The organism is Pseudomonas sp. WT-JTC, from assembly GCF_056711565.1.
On record NZ_CM160042.1, the window covers coordinates 2,258,583 to 2,277,876 of the forward strand.

The window sequence follows — 19,294 nt, forward strand, 5'->3', positions numbered from 1 at the left end:
AGCCGAACAGCCTAAATTTAATGATCTTCCGGTGGCTCTAGTTAAGTATCAGGCCCATAGATGTGCTTCAATTATGGGCATCTTAGAGGTTTGCTTGCTAGGGATTCTGTTGAACCTGTTGTAATTATGTATCCATAAGTATTGTTCAAGCTCCACGTATCTCCGGTATGGGGGCCTGAGCGACGCTTGCTGACGAGAAACTTGGCATGTTTTCCAACGCAAACACAATAGTAAGCATAGAGCTACTTGACTACGTTAAGGCTCTGTCTGGTAATCGAATTGTCGTTGCGCTAGCGGGGCCGCCTGGTGCAGGTAAGTCCACCGTCTCTGAGGCCTTGGTAGAGGCCCTTAATAGTATTATGCCGGGGAGTGCAGCGGTCATTCCCGGGGATGGCTTTCACTATGATGACGCGGTTCTTAGATCCTTGAACCTTTTAGATCGTAAGGGTTCCCCCGATACATTCGATGTGGGTGGCTTCAGGAGTCTGCTGCTGCGGCTTCGTGCGAACAACGAACCAACGGTTGCCGTTCCAGTATTCGATCGTAACCTGGAGATATCCCGTGCCGCAGGACGATTGGTTTCCTCTGACGTGAAATATCTCATCGTAGAAGGAAACTACCTTCTATTAAATCTTGCCCCATGGTCGTCCTTAAGGGACTGTTTTGACACCACCATTATGCTGCAGGTTGACCGTAAAACCTTGGAGACGCGACTGCTTGATCGATGGAGATCCTTCGGGTTCGATGAGTCTACTTCCTATGAAAAAGTTCGTTGCAACGACCTTCCGAATGCCGAATTTGTGATTTCGGCCAGCAGTAGTGCTGACTTTACGATCACAGATGAAGAACCCGCTTCTTCTCCTTGAGAGAGAATCATGCCGCTACCCAAGAGCTTCGCTTAGCTAGTATTTTTATCGCTAATCTGGAGTCCGCTTTGCCGCAATTGATCCAATTCTATACACCTGTAGGCACGATACTTTTAGAGATCGCCGAGCAGTTGGTCTCAACCTCAAGGCACTGGTCTCCAGCGGCAGCGGTGACAATGCTGGGCGACATCGCCACCGGCAAAATCCAGTCCGGAGGCGTCGGCGGCCATTTTCTGCTTATTGACAGGCCGAACTGTGCGAGCGCTGTGCCAGTCACGCCAGCGAAACATTACCCGTCGCAGCCAGCGTGGCTGCCTATCAACAGACCTATTAACGCTATCAACAACCTGTAGCGAACCTTTAAAGAGCAAACGACTATGTATTTGGTATGTGGCGAAGCGCTGTTCGATTTCTTTAGTGAAAACGACCCCGGAGCTCAAGCTTCAAAAATAAACTACAAGGCCATTACCGGCGGTTCACCGTTCAACGTCGCCGTCGGGCTGCGGCGCCTGGGTATCGACGTGGCGCTGTTTGCCGGGTTGTCCACCGACTACCTGGGCCGGCGTTTACAGCAAGTATTGCAGGAGGAGGGCGTGCGTTTGGACTACCTTCAGGACTTCGACGCACCGACCACCCTTGCCATGGTCGCCGTTGGTGCCGATGGCTCGCCGCATTACAGTTTTCGCGGCGAAGGCTGCGCTGATCGTCAGCTGTTGCCGGGGCATTTGCCTGAGTTGGGCGCTGACGTGCGAGGGCTGCATATCGGCTCGTTCTCGTTGGTGGTGCAGCCGATTGCCGATACCCTACTGGCTCTGGTCTGCCGGGAAAGTGGCAAACGCCTGATCAGTCTCGACCCCAACGTGCGACTCAACCCAGAGCCGAATATCGAATTGTGGCGTGAACGTATCGGCGCTCTGGTCGAACATGCCGATCTGATCAAGGTCAGTGACGAAGACCTGCACCTACTCTATCCCGAGCGTGATCCGCAGAGCGTGATCGAGGGCTGGCTGGAACACCGTTGCCAACTGGTATTCCTCACCCGTGGCGGTCAGGGCGCGACAGTTTTCAGCCGCCGTCATGGCACTTGGTCGGTGCCGGCCCGTGCCGTGGTGATGGTCGATACCGTAGGCGCCGGCGACACCTTCCAAGCGGCATTGATCGCTTGGCTGACTGAACAGCAGCTGGATTCGGTGGAGGGCTTGCAACGCTTGAGCCGTGAACAGATCGACGAAATGCTCACCTTTGCCATCAGCGCCGCTGCCCTGACCTGCGGTAAAACCGGGCCGGACTTACCTTTTCGGTATCAGTTGGATTGATATCTGGTCAGGATTGTGTCGTCGGCACTGCAGTCTTCGCGGGCAAGTCGGGTCGCTCTTCAGCCGCTCCCACAGGAATACTCACATTTACTGTGGGAGATCAATTTTGTAGGAAAACCCTACAGCTCCACGCCGATGGGTATTGGCAATAATTTTTCAAAAAAAGCAAATGCCACCCAGCAGTTGTTCCGAGCAAGGATCACCAAAGCCTGGATTTCGAGAAGCATCTTCAAATGTCCCAACTCGTCCGTCAGGCGAACTGCAGCACTCGCAGTAGCCGATTGTGTCATAGCCATTGAAGATAGTGACTGCAGGCTCTTTGCAAAGTACGAGTGCCGAGCGCTGACTTCCGTCAGCACCTGGCAGACCTCGCGGGCGGTGAGAGGACAGGTTGTGTTCAAGTTATTTTGCGTCCGAGTCATCTCTTGCCCTAGCTGAGCTGCGGGGTGACATAAATGGAGAGGTCGCTTCTTCGGGCCAATGGGCCCGGCTCACTTAATCAGCCGAGCATCTCCTTAATGATGGATGCGACATTCCTAGCATCGTCTACCCCCCGGTGATAGGTAGCCTAGGCGACTCGCTCCGCAATTATGCCTGTCATGCCTGCGCTGCCTTATTTCTCCCCGGTGTTGCCATGTTTTCGCAGTCCCAGGGCTCACTGCTGTTCGCGTCGTGCGAAAATAGAAAACACGCAGGGTCTAGCTGAAGCGGAGTGTTATAGATGGTCTTTACCTTCACCCTTCATTACCAACTGACGTCTGACGAGAGCGATATGGACACGCTTGTGGAACGCTTGGCTGAGGAAGGCTGCGATGATGCATTGGTCGGAGTAGGGCAGCCAGGGCGCCTAGCTCTTGAATTCATCCGTGAAGCACCTTCGGCAGATGACGCAATTGAGAGCGCCATAGTAGACGTGCGCCGAGCCGTACCTAACGCACGCTTGATCGAGGCAGCTCTCGCCCATCAATAATTGCAGGTGGCCTTCCTTGAGGGCGTCAAGGAAGCGCATTACGGCTGTCTCATTTCTCCTGGGCGTTACCAAGCTGTCCGCTATCCCAGGCTTCAGTGAGCTCGTCTATTCGATCCGCGATTTGAGCCGTTTTTGATAGGACTAGGCATCGCGTGTTGCCGACAAATTCTTCAATTAGATACACCGCGTCGCCGACATCCAACTCCAGCTCTTGCAGTGCCTCATCGGGAATCCGGATTGCACCATCACCATCCCATTCTTCGATCATGATTTTCATAGGTGGCTTTCTCACGTGTGGTCTCAGTTGCTTTCGGCCGGCAAACCGTTCCCGCCTGTAGATTCTCAGCAGTACATCTTACAGACCCGGGTAATCATCAAGTCTAAGGCTAGGAGCAGCTCCATCCTCAGACTCGCACTTAGGCGCGTGTATCACTCCAGCTTCAGCGTCCGCACGCATCTGCTCGAGTTCTTTGTGAAATGCTTTGTCTTGAACCGTGGGTTTGCTGGTGTACGGTTTGCGCTCTGGTACAGGCTTGGCTGCATATGTCGTTAACGCGTCTGGGTCGTGCTGCAGCTTTTCTTGGACTTGCGATTCCAGCATCGCACGTAGCGCGTCTTTGTCGGGACGGGTCAGCAATTTGTTACTCCTGGTTGGCAGTCAGCGGTTGGCTCATTGGATGGTGAAAGATGGGGGCGTCTAAGCCTTAGCTGGAACCGCCTGCGGTTAATGACGTTATCAAGTATGAAAATAGCAAAAGCAGGACGCATGTCTAAGTCTAATGTTGGGGGCCGGCCTCGGTTTCGCAAGGCCGACTTTCAACAAGCAGCAACTATTTGCAGTTGCCTGCCTTTCGATATCCCGCTGCCTGGGCCTCAGCTTCTGATGTGAAGGAAATCTGATTCTTCGCAGACACCTGACCATAACCAGGGCACCCCACTGAGAGGTGATACACCTGGCTCTTCCGATTACCGATTATCACACCTGTACCGGTCACGCTCGCCAGGGTTTGTTGGGCTGCTACTCGCGGAGGGTTGACGGGAAGGGCACTAACCACCCCCTCACCAACTGCCTTGTATCCTTGCGACCATCGACGCTCGCCAGTCACGAATGGATTGGAATGCCCCATGATTGCTGCAATGCGTCGATCTCGCTCTTTCTCCCAGGACGAAGCCGGGTACTGCTTGTCCCAGGCCATCAGTAGCTGTTGCTGCTGACGAGACATGCTCAGGTTGTATCTATCGAACATGTAAAACGTTGTCCTAGCGACTAGCCCTTTGACTTCGTCGCGCGGTTCCGCAGCACGTTGCTCGAAATCAACCCGCGTCTTGCATTGCCCATACTGCGGCGCTATCCCGGAGGCCATCCCGTAGTTGAAATTGCTGCGGTCACCATTCACCTCCCCAACAGATGGGTAGAGGTTGAACAGATCAGCTTCCATCGCTCGGAATACGGGATCATCATCCACGCAATGCTCTCGACCACCGTTCTGCCAGCATTGGCGTTGGTTACCGAATGTCCAGGCAGGAACGATGTGTTCCCATTCAGTCCGTTCTGCGCGGCTCTGTTGTTTCCTTGTTTGATAGCCGCAAGATTCAGCATCAATCCGACCACCCGACTTACCGACCCATGTCCATTTGCAGCCGCAATACAGCTCGCCCATGGCACTGTTCGCCTGGTCGAGGTAGATCTTTTGCTTGGCGATGACCTTGGCTTCGGAAAAGGTCGATGGAGGGCTTGAGAAGGCGGGGGGGATTACTGAGAAGGTCAGCAGCGCTACTACGGAAAGCAGTTTTTTCATTGGAAAGTATTAGCCAATTAAGGGCGCGCATTGTACTCACGACGCCCACGCCCACTGCAGAATTTTCTTAGGAAAACGCAGCCTCGATAAATGCCTCCAGCGTTTTATCTTCCAGTATCTCAATAGAGAAGTGCCCGAAGCGTTTGGGCAACCAAATGATGCGTGCTCCAGATGGGGATTGCAGGTTCGCACGAGCCAATGGCTTTCCATTTTCGTCTTCTGGCTGAACACCTGCGGCCATCAAATCGTCATAGGCTTTCTCGATGTCCGGTGTCGAGTAGCAGTGGCGGTAAATCATCCCTTCACCCGACGTATCCAATAGCTCTTTCAGGTTCCCCGCCAACGGCTGTACCAACATGAAACGCTCCCGGCCCATCAACACAATCGCGTAGCGCACATGCAGACCACCTCGTTCCCAGATGAGCGTTTTGGAGATCTTGGCGTTAAATATCTGCGCGTAGTAAGTGCAGGCTTCGTCGAGATTCTTGACCAGTACATCTACGTGACTGAATTTCAGATCCATTTGCAGTCCTCCTGTTGAAACGGCGTTCATGGTAAACACGACATAACGTTTTCCTCGATGCTTCGCTGATCGAACACGTTTATCCAAAGTCGTAGTGAAATACCAAAGCGACGCTGGTAATGTCTTGGCTACGTTCGTCAAACCATTAAGGGATGGAGGCGAAAATAGAAGCCCTGGAGCCGCGAACCTCCGGGGCTTTGTTTTTTCTACTCTGCAACCAGGTAGGCAATCAACATATAGCTTCACAGCAGGCTGACGTGGCTGGCAGGCGGCTCTAGCGGTTAAGGTTAACCACGTCGAGGCTTGGTTACTCCGGCGCCATAAGCACCGCGAGAGTCATATTGATGAACTCTTCGTCCCTTGTGATGACCTCTAGTGCGCCCCGTACGTTCTCGGCTACGTCCCCTGATCCACGCTGTTCCACCCAAAGCGTGAGCTCCATGATGGCGGCCTCTAGGCCGAGTTGGTTCTGATTCATTTTTACGAGCAGGGAGGGGAGCAGATCAGCATTCGACATCTCGATTCCTCCATGAAAACGAAGAGAATAGTACGGGAATGTCTGAACGCTACTCCCGTTCCAGCTGTCGGGCAGCTGGCATCATGGCCTCCATCATTGATGCCAGTTGCTCAATGCCTTTGCGCGTCGTCTAGGCCGCGATGTTTTCATTTCGATGAAGCAGCATGAGATGGCCGTAACCATGTAGCTTGTAGGAATATTGTTGGCGCAATCGGTTTGGTGGGTTTTTCTTGCCGAACTCCGAGGTGATCAGCAATGTTGATGCCGGCAGCCACCACCAGAAGGCATTGGGTTATGCTGCTAGTTTGATACTTGCCTAAGGCTATTATCGGGTTAGGCTTAGCTAGGAGCTTTTTAATTCCAAGGAGGAGCTGCCGTGCCAGGTTTTTTTGGTGAGCAAGCAGGTACCCTAAGTCTTTTTCAGCAGTATCGAAGTCCCAATACTGGATTCAGGCCGGGTCAATTGGGCGGCATGCATGCTGTGCTATCTCACTTTTCAGTACAAGATGATCCGGCGATAGTTTGTCTGCCCACGGGATATGGCAAAACTTCCTTGATGATGGCGTTACCCTTGCTTCTTGGGCCTGCCCGCGTCTTGATCATCGAGCCATCCAGCGCTTTGAGGAGACAGGTACACTCTCATTTTTCGGTGCTATCGACGCTGAGGCGAATCGGGGCGCTACCAGCTGAGGGGCCGCTCCCATCTGTTCACCTTCACGCTAAGCGTCCACAGTCTGAAGCGGATTGGCGCCTTCTTGAGCAGTTTGATGTGGTTGTTTCCACGCCAGGGAGCTCATCACCCGCGATCGCTCAAGGGGCCGCCCCAGATCTGTTTGACTTGATTATCTTCGATGAGGCGCATCATGCTCCCGCCGACTCATGGGTCGCGTATGTCGAACACTACACCAGCGCTAAATTTGTATTCCTGACCGCCACGCCATTCCGGCGCGATGGGCGCCTCATCCCTGGCAAGCTGGTTTACCGATACCCGGTGATGAGAGCCGTCGCTGAGGGCGCTTTCGATCCCATCAGATTCTGTGCAGCGCCAATCGAGAACGAACTCGACGACGCACACGTTGATCAGGTGATTGCCAGGGCCGCTGTTCAACAACTGAATGAAGACCTGGCCAACGGCTTTGATCACAGACTTTTCATCCGTGCCTCAACAATCCAGGCAGCTCAAAACCTAGTCCCTTTGTACCGTGAGCTGGGCATTACGGTCGAAGCGATCAGCAGCCGGCTGACGAAGCGCCAGCAAGATGACGTTGAAGGCAAGCTCATTTCCGGTGAGCTAAACGCAATCGTATGTGTGGACATGTTCGGGGAGGGTTATGACTTTCCAAAGCTAAAAGTGGCTGCGTTGCATGCTCCACATAAATCCTTGGTGCCTACCATCCAATTCATCGGGCGGTTTGCAAGAATTGATGCCGCCACGGGGCAGCCGACACTCATTGCACCTACCTTCAGAATACGTGAGGCCACAGCTTCTTTGCTTAAGGAAGGGGTAGAGCTGGCGCAAATGATTGACGACGCCGCCTTCGCGCAGATCCAAGGCACCGTGGAAGACCAAGCGTTCATGGAAAGCCTGCCCGTCAGCAGGATCACCGAATCAAACTACGAATCTGTCTCACCACTTTCATTTCACCTATACGCGCACGTTCGAGTGTTTCATTGCTCCCAAGCCCCCGATTTCTCATTATTCGGCGAAAAGGTCGGGCGCCGGCTTCGGGTGGTGAAACAGTGGGGAACAACTGATGGCTCCGTCTCAGTGGTACTTACTGCTGATGAAGCCCCCCCGAAATGGACGATCCTGGATGCGCTGATAGACGTTCGCCATGAAGTGTTCATTTTGATGTTTTTTCCTGAGTCCAACTTCTGCTACATCGGCTCCACACTGCGAACGGAAAAACTCTACCTCGCGATCATGGATGTCGTTTGCCCGGACAGTTGCCGGCCGTTGAGTTATGAGGAGACAAGCCGCGCCCGAGCAGGATTGCAAGGCGTGAAATTTTTCAATGTTGGACTCAAGAACACGACGTTCAATTCACAGAGTGAGACCTACCGAACGCTGACTGGGCCTCAGGCGGAGCGTGCGGTGACGTCTGGGGATAGTCGTGCTTACGCACAGGGGCACTTTTTCGGGAGCGGCATGAACGGACAAATCAAAGAGACTGTAGGGGCCAGCAGTAGCTCTAGAATCTGGAGTAATCAGCGTCTTTCGATTCCCGATTTTGTGGACTGGATACGCACTCTCAATACTCGGATAGCAGGGGATATACCGTTCAGTGCTACTCACCTCGACATAGTCAGAACGTCCACCGCTCTACGCCGGCTGCCTGACATGGTCATCGCGGCGAACTGGCCGAAGCAGGGCTTCAAGGCCAATCCGAAAACTCGTTATCGTCCGACTGCTCAGGTAGCCTATAAGTATTCAAAACTGATTGAGTGGGATTTGCAGGATTTTCGAAGCGATCCACAAGCGGGGAGGATGGGGTTTGCAGTAGCGCACGTCGATGGGGTTGTTGAGATGTGCTTCAACCTTGTTCAGGGGAGAGTGATCACATGTCTGGATCAGGCGGCAACGCTTGAAATTGAATCTGCGCATGACGCTTGGATGCCCCTCGCTGATTGGCTATGTGAGCACTGCCCCGTTTTCTATGCTGCCGACAAATCTTCATTCGAAGGAATGAATCTCATGGCTGCTCCGCTACAGCAAACGCTCAGGCTCGTAGCTGGAGACACTGAAGCCATTGCCTGGGGCAATTGTGATATCACGGTTGAATTTTTGCCTAATGACGCAACGCCCAGGACAGTGCAGCGGCGAGCACTGCTCGCGGGCAGAGCTACGGTGCAGGAGCGTCTGCAACAGCACCTGCTGACATTGCCTGATGTTCAGGCAATCTTCTACGACCACAGGACAGGCGAAGCGGCGGATTACATTTGTGTAACCAGAGGCGGCGATGGGGAAGTGAACGTCAGCCTGTATCACTGCAAAGGCGCTGGTGGCCCGGCTAACGGCGGACGGGTAGGGGATGTGTATGAAGTCGCTGGCCAGTTGGTAAAGTCAGTTTATTACTGCGATGTGCCTACGCTTCTGCACCACATGGAAGATCGCATGCATCGCCGACATACGTCACCTTCATTTTTCGTAAGCGGCAATCTTCGAGATACTGCTCAGCTTCTGACGTCGACCCAAGCAACACAGCTCAGTTTTTCGGTCATCGGCGTCCAGCCCGGAATTCGCCGATCCATGGTTGATGAGCGGCTGAGCGACCTGATGGCGTTCTGTATCGGATACGCACGGCAAGGTGGAGCTGCGAAAGCCTATTGGCTGGTCAGCGAGTAGGGTAGAAGACGCGAGTGTGTGGTTACGAGTTAGTGACGATCAATCAAACAGGTGGGGGAAGGCGGGGGCGACGATGCTGCGAGGTGGGGCCGGTCTAGACCCCGGATGCGACTATGGTTTCGAGCTCAAATACTGATGTGGTGGAATGTAGAAGCTTCCATCCGCGCGGTAGTGGTCATAAGTGTCCACGAGGCTGATTTCGTTACCCTTGCTTGGCCATTCGAAGTGCAGAACAACATCACTCGTCATGTATTTGCTATGCCGGATGTTGTAGTTCGGAATGCCAATGTGGTAGTGCCACAGCGCATTGCTCATGGTGTAGTCGTAGTTAGGATCGGTAGGTTCCAAGCCTGCCCACGATGGAGAAATCTTGCCCGGATACAAAGTGAAATCGCTCAGCCCGTGCTGCTGGAATGTCTGCGCAAAAGACAACACGGCATTCTGCTGGAGCACCGGATAGTTGGCAAACTCGACCGCGAACTGGGTATTGAAGTGGACAGTGTACGTCAATCTGGCATCCTTGCTGGTGGCCTACTGCTGTTTCGATTTTTCGGCCACTGCAAGGATGTGATTACGCATCTCGTCCAACGACATGCCCTGCGGGAGCTTATGTTTTGGTGTTTTTCGGGCGTGTTCAAGACGCTCACGGTTGATGCCAACCCTAACGTCCTGCTCGCTCCTGCCCTGGAGTCGGAAATGTTGCACAGTCGTGCTCCGTATTTGGGAACCACCGTCATAGTGGTAGTGAAATGATAGCAATTAAGCGGCAGCGGATCACCCCACCCGTCCATCAATTTAGTTATAACAAACGCACCTAATGGACTGCTAGAAGGCCGTTATTCGTGTCAGTGCGGGCTGATCGAGCGGCGATCACTGCGAAGTTAGAGGGCGGTTCAGCCTCATCGGTTCCTTCAGTAACCACATTCTTCAAACCTTGCTGCCGCTACCTCGTAGCCCTAACGCGGTGCGCTCTCCCACGTCACATCGTTCCATCTGCGACGCTCACGTCACGTTCGCCTCTTTGTCAAACGCGTCAACATTGATCACCCATCAGCTAGGATTTGCTCGGTGGGTATAGAGGGGAGTGTCCCCTATACACTTGGGGTTGCAGCGACTCCCTCAGCCCCAATTACCGATTGGCGCCATTACAGAATTTCAACCTCTTCAGCCTTCAGCCATCCAGCTTCGATCACTCGTTGTTTAGCTATTCCCGGCTGAGCGGTGTAAACCACAATCGCGAGACTTTTTTCGGCCCGACTGCAAGTGACATACAGCAGGCGACGAGTGCGAGCCAAGGAATCATCTTTGCCCTCACGTTGATTTTTTATGTCGCTGTCAGAAGCTGGCTTGATGCCCAAGAGCTTGTCGTAACTGAAAAGGAAACCACCTGCTTCTTCGTCATTGAGGATGACCATGACTCTGGGGAACTCCAGCCCCTTCACACCTTGGTGCGTGTCGAAGGGGGATAGCCCCTCGGTATAGCCAGCGAACGCAGCCATTTCCGAGAAGGGACGCCCCAGTAGAACCTGATACGCATGGGTTTCTAATGCATCACGATCCGATGTATCGGGAGGGTCATCAGTCGTAACGCCCAGCAGTAGAGCGGCTACAAGTCGGTCAGGGAGATCTAGAAGGCCTGTTTGGAGCAGCACATGAGCGACGTCTCCTATTAGGGGATCGTTGTCATCGAACAGTTTGCACAGCGACTCAGTAGCGCCTCCTGCTTTCTCAAGCAAGGCTAACTGGTCAGGCGCCTCTTTCATGGATTTCGGGTCAAGAAGCGGAGACTGAAGCCGCACAGCTTCCATGAGACTGAAATCGTTCGTCTTGGCCGCTTGAAGAATAGGGGCCAGCCGTTCGAAAAACAGTTTCAAGATCGGCAGTGTTCCGTCCAGTAGCCCCGTTCGTAGGTGCTCCACCCTAGACAACGGTGTAAACACACCCTCGAACCCCATTCGACGTCCAGCCATCTTGTGTTCAAGGATGAGGGTCTTCCTTCCATCCTTACCAGTTGCCCACTGAGCATCGCCGGTGATGGCTGCCATGCGCTGGGCTATGTCTTCCTCCAACCCGAAACCTTGACCTGGTGGCTGTTGGGTGCAAAACATTCGAACCGTGCCCTCTATGGCGTCCGGCTTTGGCGTTTGCTTGTGACTGTCTCCGCCCGCACGGATTACGTTGATAAGATCAACGACTCGTGTGGGGCAGCGACGGTTCACACGTTTTTCGGGCACGGCCCAGTCTCGAGGGATCGCGTCTTCCAAACGCACCTTCCCATCGGTGTAGATGCGCTGCATGGTATCGCCGAGAAGCCCGAGACAGAACCGGTCAGGGATGAGGGATTGTGCTCGCAGAAAAGCGTCCATGAGCGGCCCGTAGGTATCTTGGCTCTCATCGATCAAAAGTACCGGGTGCAGATCTGCCATAACGTTCAGCAGTGGTGCCTGTTGAATAAACGCAGCCGCCATTTGGATGACTTCACTGTGATTCAGAGCCTGCCTACCTCGGTTGTCACCAGTAGGGCTGTAAGTGAATGTCGTTATCTCACCCAGCGAATCGAGCCGTCGAGCTTTGCTATCTCTCGAGGCTTGGTTTGCTAGAAATGTCTTGTTCTGCCGTTGGGCCTTCCCAAGCCTTTCATCCAGTTCTCCAATGTCGTTGGTCAGCTTTACTCGAAGCCACTCGCGAATGTCGTCATTGAAGCCCTGAATCATCCGCCAAGAGAAGGCGTGGATGGTTGACACAATCACTAGAGGATCGTGTTCAAGACGGCGGGAAATTTCCTCGGACGCCGCATTGGTATAGGTGATGATCGCGATTTGACGACCTTCAAACGTCAGTCGTTGCCGCTCCCTATTCTTTAGATTTTTCACGGCCTCGACTAACGAATGGGTTTTTCCAGAGCCAGCGCCGGCGTATAGGAAAAAACTCTTCGGATGGTCGAAATTCAGACAGTCCTGAATAACCTGATCGGCATCTGGAACATCATCCATAGCAGCTTCCGGCTGGGGGCTCATGGCGTCACCTCGACAATCGCTGATGGGATGACGAGTAGCTCTTTGCTTTTTCTTTCGAGCTTGGACTGCAACCATGCCAGGCCATCATGGATGTAAGTAGGCACGGTCAACTGGGCGAAATTAGAGTCGCCGAGAACGTGCAGGGCGAACTCAGCCTTATCACCATCCTTGAGCTTGGTGAACAGCTCTGTGCCAAGCTCGAGGGATGTCTCAGCCTCACGTAGCGCCTTGGCAAAGGATCGCATCAGTCCTCGTCCTGCTTTGCTAGCAAAATGCTCGGTGTTGCTCAGCACAAGGCTATCTTCAAACGTATTTGGTAATGCTTCGACGTTCATCCCGGTTTTGGGTAAGCGGACGGTAATGGGCGTTTGATAAGCGATCCTGATCGAAAACAGATCGTCAATTTGCTGAGCTTTACTGTCGAAGGGCAGATCCAGTAGTGAATCCACATCATGTCCAAGGCCTGCTGCTCGCATCCAATGGCGCACTGTTGGGTTGTTAGTGGATTGGCCTTTCTTCCGCTCGACAGGTTTGCCAACCTGAAGTATGCCGGCGTCCAAGTCGGTTATCACCAGAGTGACAATACCCAAGGCATTAATCAGTGGCCGGAGACGATGCGCGTGGCTTCCCCCGATGTCCAAGATGGTGATGTAGCACTGGTCAAGAAAGCGGAAGTGCTGCCTCAAAAAATGAGGAAGCATCATGCGCTCAGCAGCTCCCTCGACCAGGATCACCGCATCCGCAAAGAATAGGTCGGCATGTTGGGCGCGAAGGTAACGGGTAACAAATTCCTTTGTTTGATTGGGCTTGCCGAAGACGGTACTAAGGTTCGACACGGTAGAGACCGGAATTGGTACCCCGGCCATGCCAGAGGGGAGTCTGCGGAAGTACCTTAGGTTTTCGTAGTCAATCTCATGAGCCACATGGCTGGAGTGAGAACTGACCACTAGCTGTGTTCTGAGGTTGGGGTACTTTGCTAGCAGTGGGTCGCTGCACAGCACATGGTAGGCGTGTTTTATGAATGCTTGCTGAACCTGGACGTGTAGGTGAGCCTCCGGTTCCTCAATGAGAACCAAGTGGATAGGCTCAACACCGGTTGCGCTCTGCTCTTCAGGACTCCTGTACTTCTTCAGCCATTCATCTCGAAACGCCATCAATCGGAATATCATTGAAATGAGGTTCTGATATCCCAGTCCGTTGGACGTTTCGGGAAGCCTGAGAGCTGGCGCTCCAGGCGCTCCTCCGACGGAATCCAGCTCAAAAAGCACAGCCGCTTCGTGGTTCATTCCGTCCGTAGGGGCGAGGCGGGTTGCGACTCGGATAGAGGGATCGGAGTTATTCGGATAGCCCAAGCCGGCCACTTCCCTGAGCGCAGGAGCGAAGCTCGTACTCAAGCGCGTGTCGAACGCTGTTTGAGCAGCCTCGATTGCCCTGAGTGCTTCTAGATCCGAGACATCTGGGCTATCACCTGGATCAAGGTGCCTGCTGTAATACGCTCGCAGTTGCTCCGAAAGCTTCTTACCCGAGCCATGCCCTCCTTCCAAGACGCCCTCATCAGCGCTGTCACCGAAGCCACGTTGAGCATTGATCTCATGGACTCGAATCAAGTCAGTAAGGGGGTTGCGCTCAAGTGGTGTGACAGTGGCTGCGAGTGGCTGCTGGTTCGCTTTACGAGTTTCAGGGTCAGGGTCTTGGAGCTGGTTTGGATCAAGGCGGTACCATCGAATCTTGAAGGTTCTACCAATTCTTCGATTCAGGTAGTCATGCAGGCTCTGCGGCCAAAGAGGAAGCGAGGGCGGTTCAGTACCTTGGGCTGTCTGTTTCTGAATTTCCTGTTGAAGCAGCTTCACACGCGCCCGTTCTTTACGGTAATCAGCGAACAGTGTTGGCATGTCGTCCGGCTCCAAGCGGAACCGCATGCCAACATGGCCGCCTTTCCACGCGAAGTTAGGAATGAGATCACGGATGTGGTGAAGCTCACCCTGAGATGCTTCTAGCCATACATCCAGCGTTGGTAGCCAGTCAGCCCAGTCATTTGCAACGGGGATTTGAAAACTATTATCTGCAGCCTCCCAAGTTTCACCAATCACATCGATTGTGGCGAGATGACTCAGAGTCAGATCTTGCAGTCTGAAAATCGATGCTTTCGACAATAGGAACTTGCGCAGGGCCAACATGGCAGAGGACTTACCACTGTTGTTGGCTCCAACAAGGAGGGTAGTCTCAGCTGCGAGGTCGATTCGTACAGACAGGAGCTTGCGGAAGTTCGCGATTTCCAGATGCTGAATTTGCATGGTCTCTTCCCTGATGACTGCTCAGCGACTGAGCGCCAGGCTGATAGATGACGGAACTCTAGCTGAGCCGCCCCGGCACTCCAACCACTGTGATGGAATTCAGCCATCATTGCTGCATTTGCTGACTCGACCAGTCGAGGTAAGTCTTGAGGGCGAAGGTATGAAAGCGATTTTTTCATTCCAACTCCTGCCATGTTGACCCCAATGCCTATCCATATCACGGCTGTGCCAGATAGATTTCGCGAACACTCGGAGAAGGTCGCTGCTTCGGGCCAAATAGGCCCGGCTCAATGAGGCTGCTTCTTGGCTATCAGCTGACAACGCTACTGCAAACCCGAAAAATCTCTTGAGCAAACCAAACAGGTAAACCAATCTCCAGCCGATGGAGGTTAGATGGTGGGCTCACCACGACGCCGAGGTGTATCAGCCGTTTAAGCTGGTCGCTCGCTGCTTCAGACGGAAGACCGGTAAAGGTTACGAACTCGCTGCGAGGCAATGCGCCTTGGATCAGTAGCGCTAACAACGCCGGCATCGTTTCTGGTCGAATGCTTGACTCCTTCAAACGCGAGTTTGTTTTGTACGCACGAGTGACGGACTCACGAAGCCTGCGACGATCCAGGGTAGCAGTCATGTAATCCACTTCGTCATGACAAACATCAAGCATGAAGTCGATGAAGGCAAGCTGCCCTCCGACTAAGAGTTGTTGAGCACCCTCATGCTCATCTTTACCTGTCGGATCATTCATCGCGGTAGCAGACTGATACTCGTCGAGCCTTCGACCCAGGCCTCGCGAAAGCGACCACAGGTGTGGGTGAAGTCCAAGCAGTGCGAAATGCTCGAACGTAAGCCCCCGCGCAAAAGCCGCAATGCCATCACGTTCTGTTCGTCTATGGAGCAGATGGTAGTGCTGACACAAGACCGCCACGATACGTCGACGATGTTCTGGGATGTCACCGAAGGCGCTCTGATGGTGCTCAAGTATGAACGCACGCTCCAGAATCTCTGGCTCACAAAGGCCCCCATCAATCACGCTCGAGTAATGAGCGTTGGTGACTTCAAGCAGCTCACTCAAGCATGAAGCTGTCTCTGGCGCGACCATACCAGCGAGGAACGCTGTCTTCCTTACAAGCTCATCTGCTCGAGCCAGAGTCGATGTAGGAATCGAATCGGGGAGGGAGGGGAGGAGCCAGTGCTCAGTCATCTGCGTGAGTATCTGTCAGAGGGCATTGCTCACTCATCATCCGTTGAAAGCGGAGAGTTGATGTCAATATCCATACCGCCGATCAACGAGTCGAGGCGAGCCAGGAGAGTTGAATCGAGAGCGACCAGTTTCTCAGGGTTGCTCTGGATGTCATTTTTCAGCAGCGTCAGAAACTCACAAAGCTCCCGCTCACCCTCGGAGGAGTGTGTGCGCTCTGACTCATTGCGAGCGAGGATCCTGGTAACAGGTGAGGTAGGCTTTGAGTCGTTCATGGCAGTGACACTATCCGTGGTTGAAGCGCTTGTCATGTGCCCAGTGCAGATTTCGAAAGAAACCAAGTGGGTGTGTGGCGGCGAGAGGATATGTCGCTGGTTCGGGCCACCTGGCCCGGCTTGGTGGTAGGTTTTTCAGATGGAGGTGAAAGTGCTGTCATCGATCAAGGAATACCAACCAGGGCCCCAGATCCCACCGAGCATTTGGATGAGCCTCGGGCTGCCGTCACGCGGTGCCAGGCTTCATGACCTAATACATGAAGGACTGCCTTTCGAATACCTCGAGCGGATAGCGAGCGTGCTGCAGGTGCAGCGGTGCGTCATCTCCAAGGCTATTTGCATAGCACCCTCGACGTTCGCGCGTAGAGCGAAAGCAGGGCGGTTCAACGCCGTAGAAAGCGACCGCCTCGTTGCATTGGTAGCTGTCTTTGAGGACGTACTTTCCCTCCTCGAAAACGATAAGGCCGCAGCAACGAAATGGATGAGTTCTCCGGTTCGAGGGCTTGGATCGAAGCGTCCAATCGACATGCTGGGGACGAGGGTGGAAACGAAAGCTGTCCTGGATCTTATCGGCCAGTTGGAGAAGGGCGTTCTTGTGTGAGACCCGTCAGACGGACTAATTGATAGACTCTGTCACCTAGGCACCCTCTGACAATCGAGACTCACGAATACCCCCATCAGGGTCTAACGCATCTCCCTATGCGCCGCGAGGTGCTGCATCTCGGCTGTCCATATTCGTAAAAAACGGCGCCAATCTCCCGCATAACTGCCCTGTCGTAAACGGGTAGACCCAGTACTCGCCTCTTCGAAACGAGTCTTCCACGGTTCTGGTATGTGCTCGTCAAGCACGACTACAAAGTGGGATCCGCTGACTCCCTCAATCTCGGTTTTGCGAGGGTTTTCAGTTGGAGGTGAAAGTGCTTTTTCTCAATCCAGGAATACCAATCTATCCCCTAATACAGAACAGGGAGACCAGAATTAGCGAAGGCTTTGAGCAATCACGAGCTTTTAAGAGTAATCAGGCCATTCACTCAGTCAACGGGGTCTGCAGGCCTTTCCTTTCTCTTCTTAGAAGTTGATGTATGTGATAGCTTTGCTTTTTGGAGCGCCTAGCACCTTAGGTGCGGCGTAGACTGCGAATTAATAAATAATTGAGCTGAATTATATGGATTTCTATGCATTGGAAGAGCGATTGGCCTCCTATGGCTCAGGAGGATATTACTTTCTTGAAGCTTTCATTCTTAAGTTGTTAGAGCTTGAGGCTAAAACCAAAGGTCAGGAAATTATTGGTCAAGAAAGCCGAACGTCTGCATTTGATGCGAGTGCTCCTTTGGGGATTGGAGATATTGCCACTCCGCTTGTTGTGGAAATAATTTTCTCTGTTAGTAGGGATAAGCTAAAAAAACTTTTTAATAATTATACTAGACAGGTTGGTGCTGGTTATGGCTTGTTAGTGGTGGCCCCTAAGCTTAAAGATGTCAACGTTCAGTATTTTCTCAGCGATTGGGATAGGCTGGCTGCCAATCCTATCCATGTATGGGGGGAAGAGAAGATACGGGAGTTGATTCTTAAACACGAAAAAGATCTTGAAGAAGTTACTGAAAATTTATTCTCTGTTCGACTGAAATTAGCTGCCTCTCGTACCATAACGCCGTGGCTTGAAGAACGGGAGCAAATAGTTCAGGCGCTGTCAGAACAATACCGGTCAGGAAGCTTTTCATTGGCTCTAGGCGCCGGTGTCTCTAGTAGTGCGGGACTACCAGATTGGAATACTCTTCTTAATTCACTTTTTGTATCAATGCTTGCCGAGGAGAACATCGGTGAGGGAGAGGGTCATACCGCGCAGGTGGCGCAGATAGTTGGGAGGTTGATGGAGGTGGATGGCCCGTCTGCGCTGATGTTGGCTAGATACATTCGGAAGGGACTTTCCGCAGGCTCACCAAAAGAGCAGCAAAATTTTGTGGAAGCGATTACAAAACAGCTTTACGCTTTGCGCAATGCCGATTATCCCATTGAGTCAAAGCTCATTACAGCCGTCGCTTCGTTATGCACCCCAACGCGAACAGGGGCCAAAATTAAATCGATAATTACGTATAATTTCGATGATTTACTAGAGAGGGCTTTAATTAGTAAGGGCTTGGTGTACAAAAGTGTGTTTGAGGAGTTTGAAACTCCCTTGGCTGAGGAACTCCCGGTTTATCATGTGCATGGTTTCCTCCCCGAAAATAGAGAGGAGCACTCGAATTTAGATAGATGTACGTTGGTGTTTTCGGAAGAGGGATATCATCAGATTTATCGAGATGCGTATCACTGGTCTAACCTTGTGCAACTCAGCATCTTTAAAGAAACATCATGTCTTATGGTCGGGCTCTCGCTAACGGATCCAAATCTGCGAAGATTGCTAGAAATAGCCTCAAAATCGCTAGAGAAACCGAAGCACTTTGCGTTTATGCGTCGATTGAATTCGGATAAGTTTAAGAAAGGAGGAAGCGACAAAGCTTTAAAGTTGCCAAGCGCAGTAATTAACCGCTTCTTGGATCGTCACCATAGTACGAATGAGGAGCTCATGCGGGAGTTAGGCGTAATAGTAGTTTGGTACGAAGAGTATGATGAGATTCCTACGATCTTGGACAGGATTCGAAAAGGGCAACGTGCCAGGTGAACCTTTTAGGGATCAGTTGACTAGTACGGTCATCGAGAAGCTTGAATAATTGAGCTCAGGAGATGACGGTCACAAGGCCCAATAGGTAGGCTTACGAAAGGCCTTATTTACTGCTACTTGATTCTCGAATAAGAGGTAGAGCTGTACGTCTTAGCCATTGGTAAAGTGTGGCCTTTGGCCTTCGCACATGAGAAGGTAAAAAACCGTCGCTCCTTCGGGCTAAAGCCCGGCTCGACCTCACGTCTTCACGTTATGTGTTGGAGCCGTCACTTCATGCAGCGCTTTCGCGTGACGCCCGACTACCGTTTTACTCTATCTCCTCAAAGCATTCAGATGCAGGGCGAGTACGGTGAGGGTAAGAGGCTGTTCATGTTCAAGCTGCCTGGCGGGAGAGGTAACTACTCCATGACGGACACCAGCGCTTCCAGCGGCACTGCGTAGTAGCGAGCGACATAGCCTGCAAGGGGTTCGTTGCGCAGGAGGCGGACGAAATAACCATTGGCCACAACAA

At 52.7% G+C, this 19,294-nt stretch carries 15 protein-coding genes and 1 pseudogene; 6 read left to right on the forward strand and 10 right to left on the reverse strand.

Annotated elements, in window-relative coordinates; genetic code table 11:
- Window positions 1-206 precede the first annotated feature (206 nt).
- The 3 genes and pseudogenes from AC06G5_RS10315 to AC06G5_RS10325 all read left to right on the forward strand — a co-directional run.
- The gene (locus AC06G5_RS10315; protein WP_008015688.1) at window positions 207-866 is read left to right on the forward strand and encodes a nucleoside/nucleotide kinase family protein; all 660 of its coding nucleotides are present in this window, start codon (window positions 207-209) and stop codon (window positions 864-866) included.
- Window positions 867-1,243: 377 nt separating this feature from the next.
- Window positions 1,244-2,182, forward strand: coding sequence for a carbohydrate kinase family protein (locus tag AC06G5_RS10320; RefSeq protein WP_008015687.1), 939 nt, complete (start codon window positions 1,244-1,246; stop codon window positions 2,180-2,182).
- Window positions 2,183-2,903: 721 nt separating this feature from the next.
- A pseudogene (locus AC06G5_RS10325) lies at window positions 2,904-3,137 on the forward strand (hypothetical protein); the annotation flags it as partial.
- A gap of 64 nt (window positions 3,138-3,201) precedes the next feature.
- On the opposite strand, the gene AC06G5_RS10330 reads toward AC06G5_RS10325, so the two are convergent.
- From AC06G5_RS10330 to AC06G5_RS10350, 5 genes are all read right to left on the reverse strand, one after another.
- The gene (locus tag AC06G5_RS10330) at window positions 3,202-3,429 is read right to left on the reverse strand and encodes an AbrB/MazE/SpoVT family DNA-binding domain-containing protein (protein ID WP_480459380.1); all 228 of its coding nucleotides are present in this window, start codon (window positions 3,427-3,429) and stop codon (window positions 3,202-3,204) included.
- 78 nt (window positions 3,430-3,507) lie between these two features.
- Window positions 3,508-3,789 carry a hypothetical protein gene (locus AC06G5_RS10335; RefSeq protein WP_052037634.1) on the reverse strand — a complete coding sequence of 94 codons (282 nt, stop codon included), beginning with the start codon at window positions 3,787-3,789 and terminating at the stop codon, window positions 3,508-3,510.
- A gap of 193 nt (window positions 3,790-3,982) precedes the next feature.
- The gene (locus tag AC06G5_RS10340; RefSeq protein WP_480459382.1) at window positions 3,983-4,951 is read right to left on the reverse strand and encodes an endonuclease; all 969 of its coding nucleotides are present in this window, start codon (window positions 4,949-4,951) and stop codon (window positions 3,983-3,985) included.
- 67 nt (window positions 4,952-5,018) lie between these two features.
- Window positions 5,019-5,474 carry a VOC family protein gene (locus AC06G5_RS10345; protein ID WP_480459384.1) on the reverse strand — a complete coding sequence of 152 codons (456 nt, stop codon included), beginning with the start codon at window positions 5,472-5,474 and terminating at the stop codon, window positions 5,019-5,021.
- 307 nt (window positions 5,475-5,781) lie between these two features.
- A complete protein-coding gene (locus tag AC06G5_RS10350) occupies window positions 5,782-5,991 on the reverse strand; it encodes a hypothetical protein (protein ID WP_480459385.1) in 210 nt (69 codons plus the stop codon).
- 376 nt (window positions 5,992-6,367) lie between these two features.
- Between AC06G5_RS10350 and AC06G5_RS10355 the strand changes: the two genes are divergently transcribed.
- Window positions 6,368-9,337: a DEAD/DEAH box helicase gene (locus AC06G5_RS10355; protein ID WP_480459386.1), complete on the forward strand. Its 2,970-nt coding sequence runs from the start codon at window positions 6,368-6,370 to the stop codon at window positions 9,335-9,337.
- 111 nt (window positions 9,338-9,448) lie between these two features.
- On the opposite strand, the gene AC06G5_RS10360 is transcribed toward AC06G5_RS10355, so the two are convergent.
- The 5 genes from AC06G5_RS10360 to AC06G5_RS10380 form a co-directional block, all read right to left on the reverse strand.
- Window positions 9,449-9,847, reverse strand: coding sequence for a hypothetical protein (locus tag AC06G5_RS10360; protein WP_480459388.1), 399 nt, complete (start codon window positions 9,845-9,847; stop codon window positions 9,449-9,451).
- A 635-nt stretch (window positions 9,848-10,482) separates the two neighbouring features.
- Entirely contained in the window at window positions 10,483-12,354 is a 1,872-nt protein-coding gene (locus AC06G5_RS10365) for a UvrD-helicase domain-containing protein (RefSeq protein ID WP_480459390.1), read from the reverse strand.
- Window positions 12,351-14,648, reverse strand: coding sequence for an AAA family ATPase (locus AC06G5_RS10370; protein ID WP_480459391.1), 2,298 nt, complete (start codon window positions 14,646-14,648; stop codon window positions 12,351-12,353). Before AC06G5_RS10370 ends, AC06G5_RS10365 begins: the two co-directional genes overlap by 4 nt.
- A gap of 310 nt (window positions 14,649-14,958) precedes the next feature.
- Window positions 14,959-15,720 (reverse strand): hypothetical protein, encoded by a 762-nt coding sequence (locus AC06G5_RS10375; protein WP_480459393.1) that lies wholly within the window; start codon window positions 15,718-15,720, stop codon window positions 14,959-14,961.
- 158 nt (window positions 15,721-15,878) lie between these two features.
- Window positions 15,879-16,121 carry a type II toxin-antitoxin system PrlF family antitoxin gene (locus AC06G5_RS10380; protein WP_480459394.1) on the reverse strand — a complete coding sequence of 81 codons (243 nt, stop codon included), beginning with the start codon at window positions 16,119-16,121 and terminating at the stop codon, window positions 15,879-15,881.
- A gap of 139 nt (window positions 16,122-16,260) precedes the next feature.
- On the opposite strand from AC06G5_RS10380, the gene AC06G5_RS10385 reads away from it, so the two are divergent.
- Both AC06G5_RS10385 and AC06G5_RS10390 read left to right on the forward strand, forming a co-directional pair.
- Window positions 16,261-16,722, forward strand: coding sequence for an antitoxin Xre/MbcA/ParS toxin-binding domain-containing protein (locus AC06G5_RS10385; RefSeq protein WP_480459395.1), 462 nt, complete (start codon window positions 16,261-16,263; stop codon window positions 16,720-16,722).
- Window positions 16,723-17,286: 564 nt separating this feature from the next.
- Entirely contained in the window at window positions 17,287-18,783 is a 1,497-nt protein-coding gene (locus AC06G5_RS10390; protein ID WP_480459396.1) for an SIR2 family protein, read from the forward strand.
- The last annotated feature ends 511 nt before the right edge of the window (window positions 18,784-19,294 follow it).